General features: G+C 54.9%; 21 protein-coding genes. All 21 read left to right on the forward strand.

The genetic code is table 11. The annotated features are described in order from the left end of the window. Positions 1–279 precede the first annotated feature (279 nt). A complete protein-coding gene (locus F1E05_RS01240; RefSeq protein WP_150046178.1) occupies positions 280–1,281 on the forward strand; it encodes a hypothetical protein in 1,002 nt (333 codons plus the stop codon). Between the two features lie 103 nt (positions 1,282–1,384). Further along, positions 1,385–2,140, forward strand: a complete 756-nt coding sequence (locus F1E05_RS01245) for a peptidase (protein WP_150046179.1) — start codon at positions 1,385–1,387, stop codon at positions 2,138–2,140. Between the two features lie 220 nt (positions 2,141–2,360). Continuing rightward, positions 2,361–2,696 (forward strand): hypothetical protein, encoded by a 336-nt coding sequence (locus F1E05_RS01250; RefSeq protein WP_150046180.1) that lies wholly within the window; start codon positions 2,361–2,363, stop codon positions 2,694–2,696. A 6-nt stretch (positions 2,697–2,702) separates the two neighbouring features. Continuing rightward, positions 2,703–2,972 carry a hypothetical protein gene (locus tag F1E05_RS01255; protein ID WP_150046181.1) on the forward strand — a complete coding sequence of 90 codons (270 nt, stop codon included), beginning with the start codon at positions 2,703–2,705 and terminating at the stop codon, positions 2,970–2,972. A 796-nt stretch (positions 2,973–3,768) separates the two neighbouring features. Further along, a complete protein-coding gene (locus F1E05_RS01260; protein WP_190303218.1) occupies positions 3,769–4,080 on the forward strand; it encodes a helix-turn-helix domain-containing protein in 312 nt (103 codons plus the stop codon). Between the two features lie 230 nt (positions 4,081–4,310). Then, a complete protein-coding gene (locus F1E05_RS01265; RefSeq protein WP_150046183.1) occupies positions 4,311–5,738 on the forward strand; it encodes a circularly permuted type 2 ATP-grasp protein in 1,428 nt (475 codons plus the stop codon). A 3-nt stretch (positions 5,739–5,741) separates the two neighbouring features. After that, positions 5,742–6,731 (forward strand): alpha-E domain-containing protein, encoded by a 990-nt coding sequence (locus F1E05_RS01270; RefSeq protein ID WP_150046184.1) that lies wholly within the window; start codon positions 5,742–5,744, stop codon positions 6,729–6,731. Positions 6,732–6,762: 31 nt separating this feature from the next. Next, entirely contained in the window at positions 6,763–7,530 is a 768-nt protein-coding gene (locus F1E05_RS01275) for a proteasome-type protease (protein ID WP_150046185.1), read from the forward strand. 154 nt (positions 7,531–7,684) lie between these two features. Then, complete coding sequence (locus tag F1E05_RS01280; RefSeq protein WP_150046186.1) at positions 7,685–10,969, forward strand: transglutaminase family protein; 3,285 nt, start codon at positions 7,685–7,687, stop codon at positions 10,967–10,969. 116 nt (positions 10,970–11,085) lie between these two features. Continuing rightward, complete coding sequence (locus F1E05_RS01285) at positions 11,086–12,309, forward strand: VOC family protein (RefSeq protein ID WP_150046187.1); 1,224 nt, start codon at positions 11,086–11,088, stop codon at positions 12,307–12,309. Positions 12,310–12,761: 452 nt separating this feature from the next. After that, positions 12,762–13,841: a histidinol-phosphate transaminase gene (gene hisC, locus F1E05_RS01290; protein ID WP_150046188.1), complete on the forward strand. Its 1,080-nt coding sequence runs from the start codon at positions 12,762–12,764 to the stop codon at positions 13,839–13,841. A gap of 159 nt (positions 13,842–14,000) precedes the next feature. Beyond that, complete coding sequence (petA, locus tag F1E05_RS01295) at positions 14,001–14,600, forward strand: ubiquinol-cytochrome c reductase iron-sulfur subunit (protein WP_150046189.1); 600 nt, start codon at positions 14,001–14,003, stop codon at positions 14,598–14,600. After that, positions 14,597–15,994, forward strand: a complete 1,398-nt coding sequence (locus tag F1E05_RS01300; protein WP_150046190.1) for a cytochrome b — start codon at positions 14,597–14,599, stop codon at positions 15,992–15,994. Before petA ends, F1E05_RS01300 begins: the two co-directional genes overlap by 4 nt. 3 nt (positions 15,995–15,997) lie before the next feature. After that, positions 15,998–16,720, forward strand: a complete 723-nt coding sequence (locus tag F1E05_RS01305; protein WP_150046191.1) for a cytochrome c1 — start codon at positions 15,998–16,000, stop codon at positions 16,718–16,720. 169 nt (positions 16,721–16,889) lie between these two features. Beyond that, a complete protein-coding gene (locus tag F1E05_RS01310) occupies positions 16,890–17,492 on the forward strand; it encodes a glutathione S-transferase N-terminal domain-containing protein (protein WP_197737401.1) in 603 nt (200 codons plus the stop codon). Beyond that, positions 17,493–17,873 carry a ClpXP protease specificity-enhancing factor gene (locus F1E05_RS01315; RefSeq protein ID WP_150046193.1) on the forward strand — a complete coding sequence of 127 codons (381 nt, stop codon included), beginning with the start codon at positions 17,493–17,495 and terminating at the stop codon, positions 17,871–17,873. 76 nt (positions 17,874–17,949) lie between these two features. Continuing rightward, positions 17,950–18,327 (forward strand): 4a-hydroxytetrahydrobiopterin dehydratase, encoded by a 378-nt coding sequence (locus F1E05_RS01320; protein ID WP_150046194.1) that lies wholly within the window; start codon positions 17,950–17,952, stop codon positions 18,325–18,327. A gap of 10 nt (positions 18,328–18,337) precedes the next feature. Continuing rightward, positions 18,338–19,597: a formylmethanofuran dehydrogenase subunit B gene (locus F1E05_RS01325; protein ID WP_150046195.1), complete on the forward strand. Its 1,260-nt coding sequence runs from the start codon at positions 18,338–18,340 to the stop codon at positions 19,595–19,597. 9 nt (positions 19,598–19,606) lie between these two features. Beyond that, positions 19,607–21,271 (forward strand): formylmethanofuran dehydrogenase subunit A, encoded by a 1,665-nt coding sequence (locus F1E05_RS01330; protein WP_150046196.1) that lies wholly within the window; start codon positions 19,607–19,609, stop codon positions 21,269–21,271. After that, complete coding sequence (gene fhcD, locus F1E05_RS01335) at positions 21,268–22,164, forward strand: formylmethanofuran--tetrahydromethanopterin N-formyltransferase (RefSeq protein WP_150046197.1); 897 nt, start codon at positions 21,268–21,270, stop codon at positions 22,162–22,164. The genes F1E05_RS01330 and fhcD overlap by 4 nt, the downstream gene beginning before the upstream one ends. Further along, entirely contained in the window at positions 22,161–22,976 is an 816-nt protein-coding gene (locus F1E05_RS01340; RefSeq protein ID WP_150046198.1) for a formylmethanofuran dehydrogenase subunit C, read from the forward strand. The genes fhcD and F1E05_RS01340 overlap by 4 nt, the downstream gene beginning before the upstream one ends. Positions 22,977–23,048: the final 72 nt, after the last annotated feature.

Below are 23,048 nucleotides of genomic sequence, written 5' to 3' on the forward strand. Positions count from 1 at the left end.
AAGGTCGAGTGGGGGCGGTGAAGCGCCGCGACTACTGCCGGCGCTACGGTTTAACTTTACTACGAAACCGCCGCTCCATTCCCCGCAAAATACCGGCGGCTGAGTGCACGATTTTTAAATCGGACGAGTTAGCTGACCAAGGTTTTTGCAAAAAAAGTTTCATTACGGCCGTATTTGTAGTAAATACAAGCGGCTTAGCCGGGTTCGGTTTTAAGAATTCGCTAAGGCGCATCTATGATCCGCAGATAACTACAACAAAATTACGATTAGGAGGGCATCATGGAACCTGCACAAGACAATATGGCCGAATCTGCAGCGGCTTGGGGAACGAACGAAATTATGCTGATGGTCGCAGTGGCGCTGGCGGTGCTGATCGCGGCGGTCGTATACGCCTTAAAGAAAAAAGACGCCGGCCGGACTGAGCTAAGAGCTGCGCCGGAACCGACTGCACAACCTGAAATTGCGCCCGTGCCGGCAGTCAGCACGCCGGCTGTCGAGCCTGCATCCGTGCCGGAAATTTCGTTGGCAAGCACAGTGGAGGCCGAACCGCAAGCCGAGCTGACTACCTCGCCAGCCCGGGCCGAGACCGTTGCGACAGAGCCGGAAGACTCGGTGTTGCATCGGCATTACGAGGCCGAACAAACGGCAAAACACGACGCGCAAACCAACCCCTATCCGACCGATTCGGTATTGCGCCGGCATTACGATAGCGCGCACAAATTGGTGCCGGATCCTGCCCCTGCCCCTGCCCCTGTTGTTGAAGCTGTAGTAACCGAGCCGGCAGTCGAACCCCCGGCAACGTTGATCGAGAAAGCGGTAGCGCAAGCCTTTGCCGAGCCGGCACCGAGTAGTGACTCATCCGAAGTGGCTCCAGCGGCTGAAACGCCTGCCGCGGTGCCGGAAGATTCGATTTTGCATCGTCATTACGAAGCCGAGCAGGCCGCAAAACGCGAAGTGCAAATCAACCCTTATCCGACCGATTCGGTGCTGCGCCGGCATTTCGATGCGGCGCATAAATTAGCGTCGGAACCGGCAAGCAGCGCCGTAGTTAACGATGCGGCGGAGGTTGTCGCTCCGGCAGCAGTCGCAGCTCAACAACCGGGCGCAGAAGAAATCAAAACAGTAAGGATACCGCAGGATTCGGTGCTCAGAAGGCATTTCATCTCGCAGCTTAAATATCAAATCGAAGCGGAATTGCCGCCTATTCCCAGCGATTCGGTGTTGCGCCGGCACCATGAAGCTTTACTGAACGCAGAGCTTAGCAAGCGTTTATCGGCATGATCAATCGCTGGCTCGGATCGGATTTCGCTGTTCGCGCGGGCATAGTGTTCGCCGGCCAAGTTTAGTAAACTGCCCAATCGATTTTTTCACGATTCAAAAAAGCATGACCTACTGTATTGCTGTGTCGGTCAGGGATGGCTTGGTTGTCACATCGGATTCCAGGACTAATGCAGGTATCGACAACGTCAGCGTGCATTGCAAAATGCACGTGGTGCCGACTTTCGAGGATCGCAAGATTGTCTTGCTGAGTGCCGGCAATCTTGCGACGACCCAAGCGGTGTTGGATCAGCTGCGGCGCGACATCAAAGAATGTTGCGCCGTCAATATGAACACGGTGCACTATCTTTCGGAAGCGGCGGAGTATCTAGGCCAGGTCAGCCTGGAAAAACAAAACCGGTTAGGCAACGCGGGGCAAAACAGTTTCTTTCCGGCCGCAACCTTTTTATTGGCCGGCCAAATCGGCCAGGACCCGCACGGTGCCTATTTGGTGTACCCGGAGGGAAATTACATCACCACTTCCCTGCAAACCCCCTATTTGCAGATCGGCGAAATCAAATACGGCAAGCCGGTCTTAGACCGCTTTCTGAACGTCGAGACCTCGCTGGAAGATGCGGCCAGATGCTGCCTGATTTCGATGGATTCCACCATGCGCAGCAACGCCAGTGTCGGCCCGCCGGTCGATTTAATGATTTACCGTAAAGACGGGTTAGCCTTCGACAAATATTATAATTTTCAAGAGGATGATGAATACATCATCCAAATGCGCCGGATCTGGCAAGAGAAACTCAGCGAAGGCTTGGCGGCGATGCCTTCGCTGGAGACCTCGCTATCGCCTAAAAACTTCCCCTCGCTGAGCTAGCCTCAGCTTAGCTCCGCCTCGTTTTTGCCGGGGCGCCGTCATTTGATTGCGAACGATTTCTTCGTAAGCAACTGAACCTCCTTTTTGATTATCAATTGGGGAAACCGTAATTGCCTGGCTTGGCAAAATGGCAGCCATGTAGATACGCACTGCGTACCTTTTTTGGCGTTTGATTTATCGGAAACCTACCCGTTGTTTTTGCCGCCCGATACGACCGGACTTGCCCCGTATCGGGCGGCCGCACAAATACGGTCAACGCCTGACGGCCGAAGCGATTGCCGGCTTGCCGTTGTGCGAGCGGTCGTTAACGCTGCACGGCAAACCCCAAAAGCTGCGGCTACGGTCGGCAGTGGTCTTGGCCCGCTTTCTGAAAGACGCGCCGGTGCGGGCCGTCTGGTGCGAGTTTTACGACGACCGGAAACAGACTTGGGCGAAGCCCCGCCTGCTGCTGGCCACCGAAACGGCGTTATCGGCCTCGGCCATTCTCGAACTGTATTGCTCGCCGTTGGGGCATCGATCCCTTGTTTCATCATCTGAAACGCTGCTGGGGCATTAGCAATCTGTGGCAACAGTCGCCACCGTGCTGGAAACCTGGATGCAAATTCGCTCCACCGCTTGGACGCTGGCACAGTTGTTGGCTTTGGCCGTCGACGAGACCTTCCCGCCACGTGAAATTGCGCCCTGGCGCGAAGGGCATCCCTTGACGGCGGGTCTAGTCGGGCAAGGGTTGCGGATTGAATTTACAGGACTTGCCTTTTGCGACGGTTTTGACCCGAAGTCGCAAAAATTCAGCGTCCCAGAACAGCGCGGCGCCTCTCGATTGTCGCCTTGACCAGTTGGTCTCACGAAAATACGCGGGTCCATCGCTACGCGGCCCCTTCGTCTTTAGGTCAAGCTGGCGCGGCGCGGCCAGTGCTGTGTCTAAAGTCGATTGCAAGGAATGTAATTTTAAATTCAGCCACTTTTGTAATAGTTTCCGAATAAAAGGGCTGACAATATTTGAAGTCACGGATTCAGGTTCATTCTATCACTCATACCGTTACTATCTACCTGACAAGATTATTTGGCTTCGGCACGTTGCATTTTTTACGGCTATGCAAAAATGCAGCCCATCAACAATGAATCAAACTCTGAGCTGTGTGCATAATCTTTTTTGAAAGATTGCACTTAACGATGCTGTGGCAGTTGTTGCCATATCCTGCGCATGCCCATCGTAATGATCATGCAGGCCCGGCAATCACTCCGGCCGATGAAAAGTATTGATAGTAGAAGCAACGCCTTCGCCGCGATTCGAAAGGCTCTTCGCGACGAAGGCGTTGCTCCGACGATGATTTTTTTAGTAGTAACGGTGGTGGAGAAAAGTCGGAATTTGCGGGGCGGTGCGACTCGGGCCTGTTGATCATGGACCGATCCGGGAAGTTGCGGTTTTTAAGCCCGGAAGCGGATCGTTTACTACGCCTTGCTAGGCATCCGCGGGTTTTAGTGGATTTGCGCCAACAAGACAGGATTATGCTGAAGCTTGCCGACTTGTGCCGACGTTTGGCCGAAATCAGCCGGGGGGTGATACGGCCCTTCCGAGCTTTTTATACGAGGGGACAAACGGTAGGTTTAGCTTTCGCACGCATTGGTTGAATTCGGCGGCGGGCGACGAAACGTCGTTGATCGGTGTGACCATTGAATATCAAGCCCCGTTGACTTTGCTGATCCTGAGGGCTTTAAAACCGTTTCCGTTATCGGCAGCTCAGCGGCAAATCGCGCAGTGGTTGGCACAGGGCTTTAGCTTTGAGCAAATTGGCTGCAAACAACACATCAAAGCCAGTACCGTGAAAGATCACGTGCATGCCATTTACACCAAACTCGGGGTGCGTAATCGGGATGAAATATTGCCCAGGCTGATTTCGTATGGTGGTTTTAGAGACGACGGCACACAATTGAATTGACGCGCGTCCGGTTGTTTCGCTTGTCAGTGCGCGCAAATTTGGCCGGATTACCACGTGTTCCTGCCGGCGCATGAGCGGGCGGGCGATTGCGCACCAATTCGGCGTTCAATTTTGGTGCAAAGACCGGCGCGCAGCCAATGTCCTCGTACCAGTCAAACAATGCTGTACAGAAGCAATCTACATCACTTATAGTTTGAGCCCAATGGCATAGCTCTTGCTGGACGCTAGATATGAGCACACAAAATACCCCTACCTACTTTGACGAGATGCGGAACGGCGAAAACGTCGTTCGCGATATTTACGGCAATTATCAACGTTGGCTTGAGCAACTTCCGGACGGCACCCTGGAGCGAAAGAGTGCGGAAGCGGAATTGTTGTTCAGGCGCTTAGGCATCACTTTTGCGGTTTACGGCGAAGCGGCCGGTTCCGAGCGGCTGATTCCGTTCGATATCGTGCCGCGCATTTTCGGTGCCGAGGAATGGCGCAGGCTGGAAAAAGGCCTCAAGCAACGGGTTCAGGCGCTAAACGCCTTCCTGCACGACATCTACCACGATCAGGAAATCATCAAGGCCGGCGTGGTCAGCGAACGGCAGATCCTGGGTAACGTGCTGTTCCGCAAGGAAATGCAGGGCATCGATTTGCCGAATAAGGTGTACGCCAACATTGCCGGCATCGATTTGGTGCGGGTGGCGGAAAACGATTTTTACGTGCTGGAGGATAACCTGCGCACGCCGTCCGGCGTCTCGTACATGCTGGAAAACCGCAACACCATGATGCGTTTGTTTCCGGAATTGTTCGCCAGTCATACGGTGGAGCCGGTCGAGCATTACCCGCAAATGTTGTTGGATACGTTGCGGGAATCCGCGCCGGCGAATGTTTCCGACCCGACCATCGTGGTCATGACGCCGGGTTCCTACAATAGCGCTTATTTCGAACATGCTTTTCTGGCCAGCCAAATGGGCGTGGAACTGGTGGAAGGTCAGGATATGTTCGTGCACCAAAATAAGGTGTATATGTACACCACGGAAGGGCCGCAGCAGGTGCACGTGATTTATCGGCGGGTCGACGACGACTTTCTCGATCCCATGGCGTTCCGGCCGGATTCGGCGTTGGGCGTGCCCGGTTTGTTCGAAGCCTACCGTAGCGGCAACGTGACCTTGGCCAACGGCGTCGGCACAGGCGTGGCGGACGATAAGGCCACCTATCTGTACGTGCCGGAAATGATCCGTTTTTATCTGGGCGAAGCGCCGTTGTTGTCTAACGTGCCGACCTGGCGCTTAAGCGAGGCGGACGATTTGCGTTACGTGCTGGCGCATTTGCCGGAGCTGGTGGTTAAAGAAGTTCAAGGCTCCGGCGGCTACGGCATGTTGGTTGGCCCGACCAGCAGTAAAGAGGAAATCGCAGCCTACAAACAACGGATTTTGGCGGAGCCGGCCAGTTTTATCGCCCAGCCGACTTTGGCGCTTTCCACCTGTCCGACCATGGTGGAGTCGGGCGTCGCGCCGCGTCATGTGGACTTGCGGCCGTTTGTATTGTCCGGCAAAGAAATCCGCTTGGTGCCGGGTGGTTTGACCCGGGTCGCGCTAAGGGAGGGGTCGTTAATCGTCAATTCGTCGCAAGGCGGCGGTACCAAGGATACCTGGGTATTGGAGGAGTGATTCATGCTGGCACGTACTGCCGACAACTTGTTTTGGATGGCGCGCCATATCGAGCGTGCCGAAAATACCGCCAGGATTTTGGACGTGGCCCATCGCTCGGCGCTGTTGCCGTTGGATATTGAGGGTGCGGAGGCGTATCTGTGGTATGCCCCGCTTAACATTACCGGCTGTGCAGCCAGTTACGAAGTTAAATACGGTCTGGCGCGCGGCGACGACGTCACCCGTTATATGGGGTTGGATCCGGATAATCCTTCCAGTATCTATAGTTGCTTAAAGCTGGCTAGGGAAAACGCCCGGGCGGTGCGCGGCGCGATTACCTCGGAAATGTGGGAGGTCATCAATTCCACCTGGCTGGAACTGAACCGCATGACCTGGAATATGGATATCGACAAATTTCCGGATTTTTTCGATTGGGTAAAAGACCGGTCCCACATGTTCCGCGGGGTAACGCTAGGGACGATCATCAAAGATATTGCCTTGAGTTTCGTCAAGTTAGGCACTTTTTTGGAACGGGCGGATAATACCGCCAGGATACTGGACGTGAAATACCATATCCTGTTGCCCAGCGTGAACGACGTCGGCGGTTCGGCGGATTATTATCAATGGGGTTCGTTGTTGCGCTCCGTGAGTGCGTTCGAGGCCTACCGCAAGATTTATCGCGATGTGATTTCGCCGCTGCGGGTCGCGGAATTGTTGATATTGCGCGACGACATGCCGCGCTCTTTGCATGCATGTATGAACGAAGTCGAAATGGCTTTGATCGATATCAACGGTAACTCCGGGCGCGAAGCGCGCCGGCGTGCCGGCAGACAGCATGCGGCTTTGCATTTCGGTTCGATCGAAGACGTGGTTGCCCAAGGTCTGCACGAGTATTTGACCGAATTCCTGGATCAAATCGCCTTGTTGGGGCAAGACATCCGCGCCGCCTATCTCTCTCGGCGCGATCAATTCGAACCGGTACAGTCACGCTGGAATGGCATGCAAATGCAATAAGCACGCGCTTATCGACTCAAAGAAATTTTCCATGACTTATTGTGTAGCTTTGAAACTAAATGCGGGGATGGTATTTGCTTCAGACTCGCGTACCAATGCAGGCATCGATCAAATTGCCTGCTTCAAAAAAATGCGCAGCTTTGTCGAGCCGGGCGATAGAACGATAGTAATACTCAGTTCGGGCAATCTGTCGATTACCCAAAACGCGACCAATCTGTTGGAACAGCACGGCCGGCATCCGGAGAGGCGTAACATTTGGAATGTAGAATCGATGTTCGACGTCGCCCAATTGCTGGGCGAGGCGCTTAGGGAAGTTCGCCAGCACGACGGTGCTTTTCTGGCGCAGAGTAATGTCGATTCCAGCGCCAATTTCATCGTCGGCGGCCAAGTGAAGGACGAAGACATGCGCCTGTTTATGGTCTACGCCGAGGGTAATTTCATCGAAGCCGGCCAAGAAACGCCCTATTTCCAAATCGGCGAGACCAAATACGGCAAGCCTATCATCGACCGCGTCATTACGCCCGACATTCCGCTCAGTGAAGCGGTGAAGTGCGTGTTGGTGTCCTTCGATTCGACGATGCGCAGCAATTTGTCGGTGGGTCTGCCGATAGACGTGGCCTGTTACACCAAAGCCAGCTTACGCTTGGACTTGGAGCAACACATTACCCAAGACGACCCGTATTTTTCCCAAATCAGCCGGCGTTGGAGCGACGGATTAAAAGGCGTGTTCGCCTCGTTGCCCAATCCCGAATGGCTGGTGGACATAGACTTCAACAGCCATTTATCGAACAACGATTGAATGAGCGTCTGACATTCGAACGGCCGGTTTTTGCGGTTTCGGGATAAATGGCGGTTGGCAGGAGAAGTGCATAGCATTCGCTAAACCGCAGTATGTATTTGAACCACTGTTAACGAGCCGCTACGGCTTCGATGACATTACACACGGAACCATTATGACCATCCGCGTTGCCTTACATCATAAGTCCCATTACATTTTCGACCGAGCGGTCGTCGCTTCTCCGCACGAAATCCGCTTGCGTCCGGCCGCGCACAGCCGTACGCCTATCACCGGATATTCTTTGAAAATCAAGCCGGAGAAACATTTCATACACTGGCTGCAGGATGCTTACGGCAACTTCGTGGCGCGGATAACCTTTCCCGAGCCGACGCGGGAAATCGACGTCACGGTCGATCTTCTAGCCGACATGACGGTGATCAATCCCTTCGATTTTTTCGTAGAGGAATGGGCGGAATATTTTCCGTTTAAATACCCGCCGGCGTTGCAGACGGAATTGGCGCCGTATTTGGAGGTAACGCCTATGGGCCCGCTGCAACAAGCGTGGCTGCGGCAATTGGATGCTGACACGCCGAAAGAAATCACCACCACCAGCTATTTGGTGATGATCAACCAGCGGCTGCACAACGACATCGCCTATACCATCCGTCTCGAACCCGGCGTGCAAACAGGCGAGGAGACTTTGGTGAAAAAATCCGGTTCTTGCCGCGACAGTGCTTGGTTGCTGGTGCAAATTCTGCGCAGCAAAGGCATTGCCGCGCGTTTTGTATCCGGTTATTTAATTCAGTTGGTGGCGGATCGAAAGCCTCTGGACGGTCCGGCCGGGCCGGAGGCGGATTTCACCGATTTGCACGCATGGTGCGAAGCGTATATTCCGGGAGCGGGCTGGGTAGGATTGGACGCGACCTCCGGCCTCTTGGCCGGCGAAGGCCACATTCCGTTGGCGGTCAGCGCCGCACCGGCTTCCGCCGCGCCGGTTACCGGCATGACCAGCATTTGCGAAGCCGAACTGAAGGTGGAAATGCAGGTCGCCCGCATCCATGAAGATCCGCGGGTGACCAAGCCTTATACCGAGCAACAATGGCAAGCCATCAGGGCGCTGGGCCAGCGCATCGATAGAGAATTGCAAGCCGGCGACGTCCGGCTGACCCAAGGCGGCGAGCCGACTTTCGTATCGGCCGACAACATGGACGGCGCCGAATGGAACGTAGCTGCGCTGGGCGAACAGAAATGGCAGCTGGCCAACGATTTGCTAAGCCGCTTGCAGGCCCGTTTCGCGCCGGGCGGCGTAACTCATTTCGGACAAGGTAAATGGTACCCCGGCGAACCCTTGCCGCGTTGGGCGCTGAACGTGTTTTGGCGTAAAGACGGCGAACCCGTATGGCATAACAAAGCCTTGGTCGCCGATACTCCGGACGATCTGCAAACTCCGGCGGTGCAAGCGTTCGGTGAGGCCTTGGCTTTGAGATTGGAGTTGAATTCCAGCTACCTGATTCCGGCCTACGAGGATCCTTGGCACGCTTTGGACGAAGAAAGCCGTTTGCCGCCCAATATCGATCCGCACGAAACCGATTTGGAAAAAGCCGAAATTCGTAGTGCGCTGGCCAAGCAATTGCGGGCGGGCTTAGCGGCGGTAAAAGGTTTTGTACTGCCTTTGAAAGCGGTCGGCGACGGCCATACCATTTCCTGGCAATCCAGCGTCTGGCCGCTCAAGCACGAGCGTTTGTATCTGTTGCCGGGCGATTCGCCGATGGGCTTGCGCCTGCCTTTGGGCAGCTTGCCGTGGGTTGCGCAGCGCGAAAAGGAAGTGGAAACCCCTACCGACCCGTTCGTAGCCCGCAGGGATTTAGCCAGCTACCCGCGTGACCGCATCCTGAAAAGACCGCGGCCCGTGTCCATAGAGCCGATTGCCAAGGACGTGATACATACGGCTTTGGCGTTGGAAGAGCGCGACGGGTTTTTGTACCTTTTTCTGCCGCCGATGAGTACACTGGAATCCTGGCTGGAATTGGTCGCTGCAATCGAAGATTGCTCGGAAAAATTGCAGCAGCCCATCCGCCTGGAAGGCTATCCGCCGCCGCACGATCCGCGCTTGCTGACACTGTCGGTGACCCCGGATCCCGGCGTTATCGAGGTTAACATTCATCCGGCCGAGAATTGGGACGTGCTGGAAAGCCGTACCGAGTCGCTCTACGAAGATGCCCGGCAAACCCGCTTGGCGACGGAAAAGTTCATGCTGGACGGACGGCATACCGGCACCGGCGGCGGCAACCACATCACCCTGGGCGGTGCGACTGCGGCGGATAGTCCCTTTCTCAGGCGGCCCGACTTATTGCGCAGTTTGGTGGTGTATTGGCAGCAGCATCCGGCCTTGTCGTATCTGTTCTCCGGGCAGTTTATCGGACCGACCAGTCAAGCGCCGCGGGTCGACGAGGCGAGAGACGATAATTTGTACGAGCTGGAAATCGCTTTTCAGCAGATGGAGCAGGTTCTGCTGGTCGGCCAAGAAAATGCCAGGCCGTGGCTGGTGGACCGGTTATTCCGCAATCTGTTGATCGATTTGACCGGTAATACCCATAGGGCGGAGTTTTGCATCGATAAACTGTATTCGCCCGACAGCGCAACCGGGCGGCTGGGATTGCTGGAATTACGCGCCTTCGAAATGCCCCCGCATTACCGCATGAGCTTGGTGCAATCGCTGTTGCTGCGCGCGTTGGTGGCACGGTTTTGGAAAACGCCGTATCCAGGCAAATTGGTGTACTGGGATACGTCCTTGCACGACCGCTGCATGTTGCCGCATTTCGTGGAACAAGACATGCGCGACATCTGCCGGGATATGCGCAGCGTGGGTTACGAATTCGACGACAATTGGTTTGCGCCGTTTTTCGAATTCAGATTTCCCCACTACGGCAGCGTGGTTTACGAAGGTGTACAGCTGGAGTTGCGTCAAGCGATAGAGCCCTGGCACGTGCTGGGCGAAGAAGTAACCGGGGCCGGTACCGCGCGCTATGTCGATTCCTCGGTCGAGCGCTTGCAGGTCAAGGTCAGAGGTATGATAGGCAGCCGCCACGAAGTAGCCTGCAACGGCCGCAAGGTTCCTCTGCATCCGACCGGGATTCCGGGCGAATACGTAGCCGGCGTGCGATTCAAGGCGTGGTCGCCGGTTTCCGCACTGCACCCGACTATCGGCTCGCACGCGCCGTTGGTGTTCGACATCGTCGATAGTTGGAATAATCGTTCGTTGGGCGGTTGTACGTACCATGTCGGTCACCCCGGCGGGCGAAATTATGAAGTGTTTCCGGTCAATGCCAACGAAGCTGAAGCGCGGCGCCGGGCGCGGTTTTGGGAACACGGACATAGTCCGGGGCCCATGCATTTGCGCGACGAGCCGCTCAATCCGCGTTTTCCGATGACCTTGGATTTCAGATGGCAACCGCGTTGAAGACGATTTGCCTAAATTGGAGCCGCGAGAACGTCAGGTTGCAAAATCGCTGCTTGTTAGCCGCACTGTTTGCCGCGTAAATGCGGTGCCCTAATGTCGTGAGGTAGGTACCGACTATGTTGTGCTCAACCAAAATGCCGCGCTTTGGCGATAAACAGAATTCGCCGTTTTTCGAAGAGTATCTGCAGCGCTTGTTGGAGCAGCGCGACCGTAGCGGATTGACCGAAATGATAGGCGGCATCGAAGCCTTGATGATCAGCGTCGAGCCGGGCAACTCGGTGGAATACATCGCCGAATTGGCCTTGATGACGCCGTACCAATATTTGGTCACGCTGGACGGCGACAAGCACATGACACACGTGCTGCGCATAGACATGAATTCGCCGGACATTTTGTTGCGAGAAGTGAAAGGGCCGGACCGCTTCGATATTTTTCGCAGCTTGAACGATTTGTATCCGGTGGGGGCGATTCGCCCCCACAGCCGTTATCTGGGCGAAATTTTGTTGGCGAGCGACAGGCACGCGGTGGTTGCCGAGCAGCAACAGCGTCAATTTCGGTTTTTCTCGGTAGGCGAACTGGCCGATCTGGACTTGCCGTTAAACGTCAGTTTGTCCAAGCCCTCCCCTTATACCCAGAATCTGGTCGGCTATATGGAAAGGCCGATAGACGGGATCAGGGTTTACCATCATGGAGAATGCGTTATCTTGTCCGCGGCTCAAGCAGCCAACGACAGGGGCAAAGAGATGCAGCAGCGCTTGGGGATAACCGATTTAATCCTGCCTATCGATCATCTGGCGACCCGGGTGTATAGCCAAAATCGCGAGGTCGCAATACTGGAATATCTGGCCTTGTCCAGCTATTACTACTGGGGAAGTTACGACATCAAAGACCAGAACTCGTCTACCAATGTGACCAAGAACATCCGGGAACAGCCCGAATCCATGAGTCCGGCCAAAGTTTTTACCGCCAATAATTTTCCCTATTGCGTCGGTCATTTGGACAATCTGCCGAGTCCCACCGAAAGTTTCGTTCGCAATTACGGACCGCGATTGCACCATATTGCGGTAGAAGTCAAAGACGGTCAGACGCAAGGCAAGGAAAACATCGATTTCATTGTGGAGGCGATAGCCGCGCAAGGAAAAGGATTTTTATTGGAAACGGTAGGGTCGCGCGAGGAAGGTTTGAAGCAAATTTTCTCGTCGGCTTCCGATTTTTCATCGTTGATTATCGAATACGTACAGCGCTTTGGCGATTTTCAAGGCTTTTTCACCCGGGAAAACGTCGCGCTATTGACCTACGCCGCCGGTCAGGAAGAGGGTGTGAAGGGCAAAATTTCCTAAGGTTTACCGCTAGCTAAACCGGCGCGGCGACTGTTGCCGGTTGGGCATGCACTCGTCGTCAGCTAGCGATACAAAACAATCGTTGCAGCAACCGTAGCGGTCCATGTAAGGCGCCGGTAACAAACAAGCGCCTTATTCGATGACAGAAGCGCATTCATGCGCCGGCCGGCGTTTAAAAGTGCTCTATCGCGTCCCATTATCCGACAAGTTATTTCCGGCTACATGCCAAGCTTGCTAAACCTTTACCGTGCGAATGGGCCGATGATAAAATTCCCCACCGTTTCGCGCGCACCGTAGCGTGCGATTCGCGTCAATGCGGACGCAGGGTAGCTGGTCAAGGTTATGCTTTCGTCCTCCGCTTTGTTAAAATCTGCGGGTATTTCCCTTCGCAGCGCGTCGATGGGACTGAATTTTACCTGCGCTGCTCATTCCGATTCCGTCGTTTTACCCATATGCCTAAGCAACCGTTGACAGCCTTATTTCGCCCCGAAGTTTTGGCAATGTCCGCTTATCACGTAGCGGACGCCAGTCGTTACATTAAACTGGACGCCATGGAAAATCCCTATACTTGGCCGGAAGAGGTGCAGCAAGCATGGTGGGACGAGCTAAAGGCTTGCCCTATCAATCGCTATCCGGACCCTGAAGCTCGCTTCTTGGCCGAGACGTTACGCGATAGCAATCAAATTCCCGGGTGTGCGGACATTTTATTGGGCAACGGTTCCGACGAAATCATCCAAATTTTGCTGATGGCGCTGCCTAGCACTGCGAGCGTTATGGCGCCGGAACCGGGTTTTGTCATGTACAAGCAGATTGCCCGCAGTTTGGGATTACGTTATTGCGGCGTACCGTTAATGGCGGAAAGTTTCGCATTGGATATGCCGGCCATGCTGGAAGCGATCCGTAACGAGCAACCGGCGGTGATCTTTTTGGCATATCCGAACAACCCGACCGGGAATTTGTTCGATGCCGAGGCGATGGAAGAGTTGTTGCGAGTGAGCACGGGATTGGTCGTGGTCGATGAAGCTTATGCGCCTTTCGCTGACGCCAGCTTTATCGGTTTGTTGCCGAGGTATAAAAATCTCCTGGTCATGCGGACCTTGTCGAAATTGGGTTTGGCCGGCTTGCGCTTGGGGTTTATGGCCGGTGCGCCGGAATTGTTGGCGGAGCTGAATAAAGTACGGTTACCGTACAACATCAATTGCTTGACTCAAGCGACCGCTCGGTTTGCCTTAAAGCATTCGGGATTTTTATTGGAGCAGACTCAGGCGATTCGCCAACAACGGACATTTTTGGCGGGCGAATTAAGCGGGCTGGCCAAACTGCAGGTGTATCCCAGTGCGGCAAACTTCATTATGCTGCGGTTGTTGCACGGTTCGGCCGACGGCGTGTTCGAGTCCTTGAAACAACAAGGCGTGTTGATCAAAAATTTGTCGCCTCAAGGTGGAATGTTGCAAAACTGCCTAAGGGTTACGGTGGGTAAACCCGATGAAAATCAAGTATTTATTCGGGCCTTAACGCAGGCTTTGGCTTAATGGGACGGTTTTGCTCTCGTTGGCTGCTTGGGCAAAGCCGGGAAACGTTCCTGTCGAACGCTTTTTTGCTTTAAACCGGCCGAGCAGTGGTATATTTGCGGCAAAAATTATAATAATTGATGTGGTATATGCGCATCATCTCAATCAGGAGTGTTATTTATGAACCATGAAGGCGTAGATACTTCAAAGCGCCAGTTCCTCACTTCCGCGTTATCGGTGGTTGGGGCCGTGGGGGCCGGTTATCTGGCTGTTCCGTTTCTTTCGCAAATGCAGCCTAGCGCCAAAGCGATGGCAGCCGGTGCGCCGGTAGAAGTCGATGTGACCAAAATGGAGCCCGGTCAATTGCTTAGGGTGGCGTGGCGCGGCAAGCCGGTATGGGTGTTAAACCGTACCCCCGACGTGCTCACCACCTTGGGGACCTTGGACAGCAAACTTGCCGATCCCTTGTCCAACGAATCTCATCAGCCGGATTACGCTAAAAACGCGTTCCGATCCATCAAGCCGGAAATTTTTGTTGCCATCGGTTTGTGTACTCATTTGGGGTGTTCGCCGACTTTCAGGCCGGAAATCGCGCCCAGCGACTTGGGTAACGATTGGAAAGGCGGTTTTTTCTGCCCGTGTCACGGTTCGTGGTTCGATTTGGCCGGACGCGTGTTCCGCGGGGTGCCGGCGCCCAGTAATTTGGAAGTGCCTCCTTACCGCTATGTAAAGGACACATTGATCATCATTGGCGAAGATAACGAGGCGAAACCGGCATGAAACAAAGATTAAATCGTTGCAGCTCATGGCTGCTGGAGCGTTTCCCTATCTCCGATTTGTGGAACGAACACATGGCGCACTACTATGCGCCCAAGAATTTCAACATTTGGTATTTTTTCGGCTCGTTAGCCTTATTCGTCTTGGTCAACCAGTTTGTGACCGGCATTTTGTTGACCATGAACTACAAGCCGGACGCCAAACTGGCATTCGATTCGGTCGAGTACATCATGCGCGACGTCAACTGGGGTTGGTTGGTGCGCTATATGCATTCGACCGGCGCGTCGGCGTTTTTCATCGTCGTGTATTTGCATATGTTCCGCGGCTTGATGTACGGCTCGTTCAAGCAGCCGCGCGAGCTGATCTGGATCTTCGGCATGCTGATCTTCGTTTGCCTGATGGCCGAAGCCTTTATGGGCTATCTGTTGCCGTGGGGGCAAATGTCCTACTGGGGCGCCCAGGTTATTATCTCGCTGTTCAGTGCGATTCCGGTCATAGGCGACGAATTGTCGTTATGGATACGCGGCGACTATGTGGTATCCGATGCAACCTTGAACCGCTTTTTCGCCTTCCACGTCATCGCAGTGCCTTTGGTATTGTTGATTTTGGTGTTTTTGCATATCGTCGCCTTGCACGAAGTCGGTTCCAATAATCCTGACGGCGTCGAAATTAAGGAAACCGTCAACTGGCAGGGCAAACCGGTGGACGGTATACCGTTTCATCCTTATTACACGGTAAAAGACATCGTCGGGGTCGGCGTCTTCATGTTTTTCTTCGCCGTAGTGATTTTCTACATGCCGGAAATGGGCGGTTACTTTTTGGAGCATGCCAACTTCATTCCGGCCGATCCTTTGAAAACGCCGGAGCACATTGCCCCGGTCTGGTACTTCACCCCGTTCTACGCGATATTGCGCGCCGTGCCGGATAAATTCGCCGGGGTCATCGCGATGGGCGGCGCCATCGTGGTGTTGTTCATGCTGCCCTGGCTGGATCGAAGCCCGGTTAAATCCATCCGCTACCGCGGCGGCATTTTCAAAAAAGCTTTGTTGTTGTTCGTCATCGCTTTCGTCGGCTTGGGGTATTTAGGCACCCAACCCGCGACGCCGGTTGCCACATCCATAGCACGTGTATTTACGGCCATTTACTTCGGATTTTTCTTGCTGATGCCGTTGTATACGCGTTGGGAAAAAACCAAGCCTGTTCCGGAGCGTCTTTCGGAACAGCCGACCTTAGAGGATCACATCCCGGCATTAAAAGCATTGGTAGACGAAGTCGTTAGCGTTGAAACTTCTCCAGGCATGATGGGGGCCACCATCGTCAAGCGAAAACCGAATTGGGTCGGTGTCAAAAGCGTATTGATCCGTTTCGCCATCCATTTGAAGAAGAGCCTGGATTGAGTCATGAAAAAAATTCTCTTTATTTTATTGTTTTTATTGCCGATTGCCGTCCATGCCAGCGGCGGCGGTGTCGAATTGGAATCGGCGGACATCGATTTGAGCGATAGCGCTTCGTTGGAACGCGGTGCAAAATATTATGTAACCTACTGTTTGGGATGCCATTCGGCTAAGCACATTCGTTACAAACGTATTGCACTCGACTTGCATTTGGACGAGGGCGAAATCCTCAAAAATGTCGCCCCGCTAGGCGCCGGTATTTACGATCAAATGCATTCGGCGATGAACGGTCATGATGCAGAAAAGTGGTTCGGCACGACGCCTCCCGACCTGTCGTTGATTGCCAGGTCGCGCGGAGCCGATTGGCTGTACAGCTATTTGAAGGGCTTTTACAGCGAACCCGGCAAGCCCACCGGCGTGAACAATACGGTTTTCAAAGACGTCGCGATGCCTAACGTGTTTTGGCAGCTGCAAGGTACCCAAGCGGCGGTTGTCGAAAAAGTCGACGGGCAGGATGTGGTGACCGCTCTCAAGTTGGAAGAACCGGGGCAGCTGTCGCCGCAGGAATTCGATAAGTTGGTGAACGATTTGGTGAATTTTCTGGTTTACGTCGGCGAGCCGGTCCAGTTGGAGCGTCAGGCAATGGGTAAATTCGTTTTGTTCTTTCTGTTGATGTTTATCGCCTTGGCTTATTTACTCAAAAAAGAGTATTGGAAAGACGTCCACTAGGCCGCAACTACGGGGTGCCGATTCGGCGTCCCGCCTGCTGCCAAGCGGGGTTAGGCCCGCTTGGCAGCCCCCAAATCCATGTGCAACCATGGTACAATCCGCCCCGTTTTTAACCCCGCTCCGCATAGAGGTTTTTTTCGTGGCAAACATTTCTAGCCGAAAATCTGCAATGGTTTTGTTCACGTCGTCGAACTGTATCATGAGCCATTGCGCCCGCCTGGTGGTTCACGAGAAAGGCGTACCGGCCGATATAGAATACTTCGATCCCAACGAACCGCCCGAAGACCTCCTGGAGCTCAATCCCAACGGGACTTCCCCCACTTTCGTAGAGCGCGACCTTGTGCTGTACGACGCCCGCATCATCATGGAATATTTGGACGAACGCTTTCCGCATCCGGCTTTGCATCAAATGGACCCGGTATCGCGCGCCAACACCCGCATGCTGATCAAGCGCATAGACCAGGAGTGGTATCCGTTACTGGAAGAGATGCAGGTTCACGGCGATAAAAAAGGCGGTAAAGCCAGAAAAATGTTGAAGGAAAGTTTGATGGCAGCCGCGCCGGTTTTCGATGCCAACACCTATTTCATGAGCGAGGAATATTCGTTGATCGATTGCGCGATGGCGCCGTTCTTGTGGCGTTTGCCCAGCATAGGCGTCGATATTGCCGGTTTGGGCAAAGGCATCACCGGCTACGCCAATCGCCTATTTTCCCGTAAGGCGTTTCAAGAGAGTTTGAGCTTCGAAGAAAAAGCCTTGATGGCAGCCAAATAAATGACCCCGCTCAAACCCTATTTAATCCGTTCGATCTACGAGTGGATCAACGATAATCAATTGACGCCGTATCTGTTGGTCAATGCGGAGTTCCCCGGCGTCAACGTGCCGAACGAATTTGTCGAAAACGGCAGAATCGTCCTGAATATTCGTCCGCAAGCCATTCAAGGATTGGCGCTAGGTAACGACGAAATCGAATTCAACGCGCGATTTTCCGGTAAAGCCATGCGGATTAATGCGCCCATTCAAGCCGTATTGGCGATATATGCCAAAGAAAACGGCCGGGGAATGGTGTTCGATCCCGACGATCACGAGTCCGATCCGCCGCCGGAGCCGGAAAACGAACCGCCGAAAAAACCGCAACTCAGAATAGTCAAATAACCGCCGGCTGAGTTATGGCGAAACCGATTTGCAAGGTTAAACTAAGCTATCGTTTGCCGTTCAACGGAGTATCGCCATGACTCACGCCAGCCTCGAAGTGTTGTCCGATACCGAAATCGAATCCCGTTTGGCGGCACAATTGCCGCATTGGTATTACGAAAACGGTTGGATCAGGCGCAAATATAAAACCAGCGGCTGGAAGGCCACGTTGATGGTGGTCAATACCATCGGCCACTTGGCCGAAAAAGCCTGGCACCATCCTGACTTGACGGTTTCCTATGCGTTCGTGATCGTCAAACTGGTCACCCACGCCGCCAAGGGCGTCACCGACAAGGATTTCGCGCTGGCGAAAAAGATAGAGGACGTCGTGCAATGGGATGCCGCCGCCGAATCCGACGGCATTTTCGAGGGCACGCCGGACGACCCGCGTTTCAAATACATTAAAAAAGACTGAGGACAGTACGATGACTGAAATCACCGAGGTACCCAGCCCGTTCTGCGGTATCGGCACCGACGATCTGAGCGTCAAGGTGGACGGCTTGGCCGTGACAGTGACCGCCAACGGTTGCGCGGTCAACACCCCAGGCTTCGAGCAGCCGATCACCGACACCGCGCCGCGCGTTGGCGGTCTGGCTGTCGATCTGGACACGGCGGTCGCCAAAGCGGCGGAATTGCTGCGCGGCACCCAGCAACCGGTGATCGCCGGTTGCGCCACCGACGTCAACGGCATGCGCGGCTTGCTGGCTCTGGCCGATAAAGCCGGCGCGGTGGTGGATAACATCAACTTCCCGGCCGCCCGCCGCAACCTGCTGGCCTTGCAGGATTCCGGCTGGATGAATACCACGCTGGCGGAGGTCAAAAACCGCTGCGATTTGTTGCTGATCGTCGGCACTGATTTGGAAGGCTTCGCGCCGCGCTTTTTCGAGCGCTATTTGTGGACCGAGGAAGCGATGTTCCTCGACAACACCGCCAACCGCGAAGTGATTTATTTGGGAAAATCGCCATCCGGCACGGCCTCTACTTCACCTGCCGGTAAAACGGCAATGAGCTTGACTTGCGCCGACGCCGACCTGCCGGATGTAATTGCTGTGTTGTCGGCACTGGTCAAAAAACAGCCGGTGCAAACGCAACATGTCGCCGGCATTGCCGTTGCCGAATTGCAAGCGATTGCCGACAAACTCAGAAACGCAAAATACGGCGTGATACTGTGGGGCGCCGCCGCGCTGGCTTACGACCACGCCGAATTGACCGTACAAGCCATTTGCAACATCGTCAAGGACATCAACCTACAAGGCACGCGCTGCTCCGGCTTTCCACTGGGCGGTCGTGAAGGCGATCAAACCGCCAACCAAGTGTGCGGCTGGACTACCGGCTATCCGGCGCGGCTCAATTTCGCCCGCGGCTACCCGGAATACGATCCGTTTTTGTACGACAGCCAAGCCATGTTGTGCAACGGCGAAGCCGACGCCCTGGTTTGGGTGCATGCTTTCAACAGCAACGCCAAACCGCCAGAAACCGAATTACCGATCATCGTAGTCGGCCGTTCCGGCATGGCCTTCGATAAAGAACCCGACGTCTTCATTCCCGTAGGCACGCCCGGCATCGACCATGCCGGCCACGCCTACCGACTGGATAACGTGGTGGCGATCCGCCTGAAAAAACTCAGAGATTCCGGCCTGCCCAGCACCGCCGAGGTGCTGCATGCCATCGAACAAGCCCTTTAGGATACCGACATGCTGACAAAACTCACAGGCGGCACCGTTTACGATCCGGCCAGCGGCATAGCCGGCCAGCAACAAGACCTCTACATTCAAGACGGCCGTATCGTCGATGCGCCGAAAGACGGTCGCCCGGTAGACCAGGAATACGACTTGCGCGGCAAAGTGGTGATGTCCGGCGCCATCGACATGCACACCCACATCGGCGGCGGCAAGGGCAACATTGCCCGCACCCTGTTGCCGGAAGACCACCGCCTGGACCCGGTGCATCGCACATCCATCACTCGCTCCGGTAATGGCCATGCGATGCCGTCCAGCTTCGTCGCCGGCTATCGCTACGCCGAGATGGGCTACACCGCCTGCTTCGAACCGGCCGTGTTGCCGATCAATGCCCGTCAGGCGCACATGGAAATGGGCGACACGCCCATCGTCGACAAGGGCGGCTACGTGATGCTGGGCAGCGACGATTTCCTACTACGCATGCTGACCGCGAAGAAAGACCAGAAAGCCGTCAACGATTACGTGGCCTGGACCTTGAACGCCGCCAAGGGCATCGGCATCAAAGTCGTCAACGCCGGCGGCATCAACGCCTTCAAATTTAACCAGCGCAAACTGGATCTGGACGAGCAAAACAGCCATTACGCCGTCACTCCGCGTCAAATCCTGCAAACCCTGGCTAGGGCCGTGCAAGAATTGGGCATCACCCATCCGCTGCACGTGCATGGCTGCAACCTGGGCGTGCCGGGTAACGTCGATACCACCTTGAATACCATTCAAGGCGTGGAAGGCTTGCCGATGCACTTGACCCATATCCAGTTCCACAGCTACGGCACCGAAGGCGATTTCAAATTCTCCTCCGGCGCCGCGCAAATCGCCGAGGCGATCAATAGCAATAAAAACATCACCGCCGACGTCGGCCAGATTCTGTTCGGCCAAACCGTCACCGCTTCCGGCGACAACATGCGCCAGCACGCCAACCACCGCTTCGCCAGCCCGAACAAATGGGTGTGCATGGACATCGAATGCGATGCCGGCTGCGGCGTGGTGCCGTTCAAATACAAGGACCAGAACTTCGTCAACGCCTTGCAATGGGCGATTGGTCTGGAAATCTTCCTGTTGGTCGAAGACCCGTGGCGGATCTTCCTAACCACCGACCACCCCAACGGCGCGCCATTCACCAGCTATCCGCACTTGATCCGATTGCTAATGGACCGCAGCTTCCGCAACGACATGCTGGCAACCATCCACCCGGAAGCGCAGAAAATGACCACCTTGGCCAGCATCGAGCGCGAATACACGTTGAACGAAATCGCAATCATGACTCGTGCCGGCGCGGCCCGCATCATCGGCTTGAAAGACCGTGGCGCGTTGGCGCCCGGCAATTTCGCCGACATTACCGTCTACACCGAAAACCCCGACCGTCAGGCGATGTTCACCAAGCCGGATTACGTGTTCAAGGACGGCGAACTGGTGGTCAAGGACGGCGAAGTGGTCAAAGTCACCTGGGGCACGACCCACATCGTCAAGCCGGAATACGACCTGGCTATCGAAAAAGACCTGAAGCCTTATTTCGACAAATACCTGACCATGAAACTCGGCAACTTTAAAATCAGCGACGACGAGATTACGGAAGACGGACGCGGCAGCTTGACGGCGCATCCGCTAAGAGGTGCAGCATGATCATCAACGGCGTAACCATAGACAAAACCTTCGCCGAAGCCTTCCCGATGAAGGCGACGCGGGCCATCATCACCGCCCAGAACGAGAAATGGGCGATGATTTCCGCGCAGGCCATGACCGGCTTTGCCACTTCCGTGATTGCCTGCGGCTGCGAGGCCGGCATCGAGCGGGTGTTGAGCCTGGAAGAAACCCCGGACGGACGCCCCGGCGTGTCCATCATGATTTATGCGATGGGCGGCAAGGGCTTGGCCAAGCAATTGGAAACCCGCGCCGGCCAGTGCGTGCTGACCTCGCCGACCTCGGCGTTGTTTGCCGGCATCGCAGGCGGCAAGCCGATTCCGCTGGGTAAAAACCTGCGCTTCTTCGGCGACGGTTTTCAAATCGCCAAGAAAATTGCCGGCAAGCGTTATTGGCGGGTGCCGGTCATGGACGGCGAGTTTCTGACCGAAGCCACCACCGGCATGGTTGATGCGGTCGGTGGCGGCAATTTTTTAGTGCTGGCCGAATCGCAACCGCAAGCCCTGGCGGCCTGCGAGGCGGCCATCGAAGCGATGAAAAAAATCCCCAACGTGATCATGCCCTTCCCGGGCGGCGTGGTGCGTTCAGGCTCCAAGGTCGGTTCCAAATATAAAGCCTTGAGCGCTTCGACCAACGACGCGTTTTGCCCAACTTTGAAAGGTGTTACCAAAACCGATTTGTCGCCGGAGATTGAATCGGTGATGGAGGTCGTCATCGACGGTTTAACGAAAGAAGACATCGACAAAGCCATGCGCGTCGGCATCCAGGCGGTTTGCGACCTGGGCGCAGCCAACGGCATCAAGCGCATCAGCGCCGGCAACTACGGCGGCAAACTCGGCCCGTTCCACTTTCATCTGCAGGAGATCATGGCATGACCACGTTAACCTTCACTCTGATCGAAACGCCGCCGGCTCAACGAGTCGATATGTCGCCGCTGGTTTGTCAAAAATTAGCCGGGTTGAGCCTGGATCAAATTGCGGCGATTGAGCTTCAATGCGGTAATCGTACATTGCGGGTCGAGCAATTGTTTTACATCACCGGCAGCAATACCCAGGAGTTAGCGTTCGCCGGCAGTACCGATAAATTGGATTTCATCGGTAAAGAACTGCAGGGCGGCAGCATTTGCGTACAAGGCAATGCCGGTGCTTACTTGGGTATGCAGATGAAGTCCGGGACGATTAACGTCAGCGGCGACGTCGGGTTATATGCGGGCTGCGAAATGAAAAACGGTTTGATCCAAATCGAGGGCGACGCCGGCGATTTTTTAGGAGGAGCTTTGCCCGGCAACAAACAAGGCATGAAAGGCGGAACTCTCTTGGTTAAGGGTAATGTCGGCCAGCGTTGCGGTGATCATATGCGTCGCGGACAGATATTGATTGAGGGAAATGCCGGCGATTATTGCGGTTCGCGAATGGTGGCAGGCACGATAGCGGTCATGGGCAGCGTCGGCCGGTATGCCGGGTATGCGATGCGCCGCGGTACCTTGCTGTTATGGAACCGGCCGGCTTTGCAGGCGACCTTCAATGATTGCGGATCGCATACCTTGGCATTTCTGCCCATGCTGTTCGCTTCATTCAAGCATTTGAATTCGCGTTTTGCGGAGAGTGGCGCAGCCTTCAATCGGGTGCAGCGCTTTGGCGGCGATATGGCGGAAACAGGGCGCGGGGAAATACTGATCAAGCTATAAAATGCCTAACGGTCGCTCGATCAAGCGACCGTTCCATCCCTTCGTTAAGCGTGGGGGGTAAAAGGTACGGGC

This window comes from Methylomonas rhizoryzae (genome assembly GCF_008632455.1).
In the GTDB taxonomy this organism is placed as follows: domain Bacteria; phylum Pseudomonadota; class Gammaproteobacteria; order Methylococcales; family Methylomonadaceae; genus Methylomonas; species Methylomonas rhizoryzae.

What these genes read in the sequence shown, in the direction of transcription:
- F1E05_RS01240 (WP_150046178.1), top strand. Translation starts at nt 280, where the DNA reads ATGGAACCTGCACAAGACAATATGGCCGAATCTGCAGCGGCTTGGGGA.
- F1E05_RS01245 (WP_150046179.1), top strand. Translation starts at nt 1,385, where the DNA reads ATGACCTACTGTATTGCTGTGTCGGTCAGGGATGGCTTGGTTGTCACA.
- F1E05_RS01265 (WP_150046183.1), top strand. Translation starts at nt 4,311, where the DNA reads ATGAGCACACAAAATACCCCTACCTACTTTGACGAGATGCGGAACGGC.
- F1E05_RS01270 (WP_150046184.1), top strand. Translation starts at nt 5,742, where the DNA reads ATGCTGGCACGTACTGCCGACAACTTGTTTTGGATGGCGCGCCATATC.
- F1E05_RS01275 (WP_150046185.1), top strand. Translation starts at nt 6,763, where the DNA reads ATGACTTATTGTGTAGCTTTGAAACTAAATGCGGGGATGGTATTTGCT.
- F1E05_RS01280 (WP_150046186.1), top strand. Translation starts at nt 7,685, where the DNA reads ATGACCATCCGCGTTGCCTTACATCATAAGTCCCATTACATTTTCGAC.
- F1E05_RS01285 (WP_150046187.1), top strand. Translation starts at nt 11,086, where the DNA reads ATGTTGTGCTCAACCAAAATGCCGCGCTTTGGCGATAAACAGAATTCG.
- hisC (WP_150046188.1), top strand. Translation starts at nt 12,762, where the DNA reads ATGCCTAAGCAACCGTTGACAGCCTTATTTCGCCCCGAAGTTTTGGCA.
- petA (WP_150046189.1), top strand. Translation starts at nt 14,001, where the DNA reads ATGAACCATGAAGGCGTAGATACTTCAAAGCGCCAGTTCCTCACTTCC.
- F1E05_RS01300 (WP_150046190.1), top strand. Translation starts at nt 14,597, where the DNA reads ATGAAACAAAGATTAAATCGTTGCAGCTCATGGCTGCTGGAGCGTTTC.
- F1E05_RS01305 (WP_150046191.1), top strand. Translation starts at nt 15,998, where the DNA reads ATGAAAAAAATTCTCTTTATTTTATTGTTTTTATTGCCGATTGCCGTC.
- F1E05_RS01310 (WP_197737401.1), top strand. Translation starts at nt 16,890, where the DNA reads ATGGTTTTGTTCACGTCGTCGAACTGTATCATGAGCCATTGCGCCCGC.
- F1E05_RS01315 (WP_150046193.1), top strand. Translation starts at nt 17,493, where the DNA reads ATGACCCCGCTCAAACCCTATTTAATCCGTTCGATCTACGAGTGGATC.
- F1E05_RS01320 (WP_150046194.1), top strand. Translation starts at nt 17,950, where the DNA reads ATGACTCACGCCAGCCTCGAAGTGTTGTCCGATACCGAAATCGAATCC.
- F1E05_RS01325 (WP_150046195.1), top strand. Translation starts at nt 18,338, where the DNA reads ATGACTGAAATCACCGAGGTACCCAGCCCGTTCTGCGGTATCGGCACC.
- F1E05_RS01330 (WP_150046196.1), top strand. Translation starts at nt 19,607, where the DNA reads ATGCTGACAAAACTCACAGGCGGCACCGTTTACGATCCGGCCAGCGGC.
- fhcD (WP_150046197.1), top strand. Translation starts at nt 21,268, where the DNA reads ATGATCATCAACGGCGTAACCATAGACAAAACCTTCGCCGAAGCCTTC.
- F1E05_RS01340 (WP_150046198.1), top strand. Translation starts at nt 22,161, where the DNA reads ATGACCACGTTAACCTTCACTCTGATCGAAACGCCGCCGGCTCAACGA.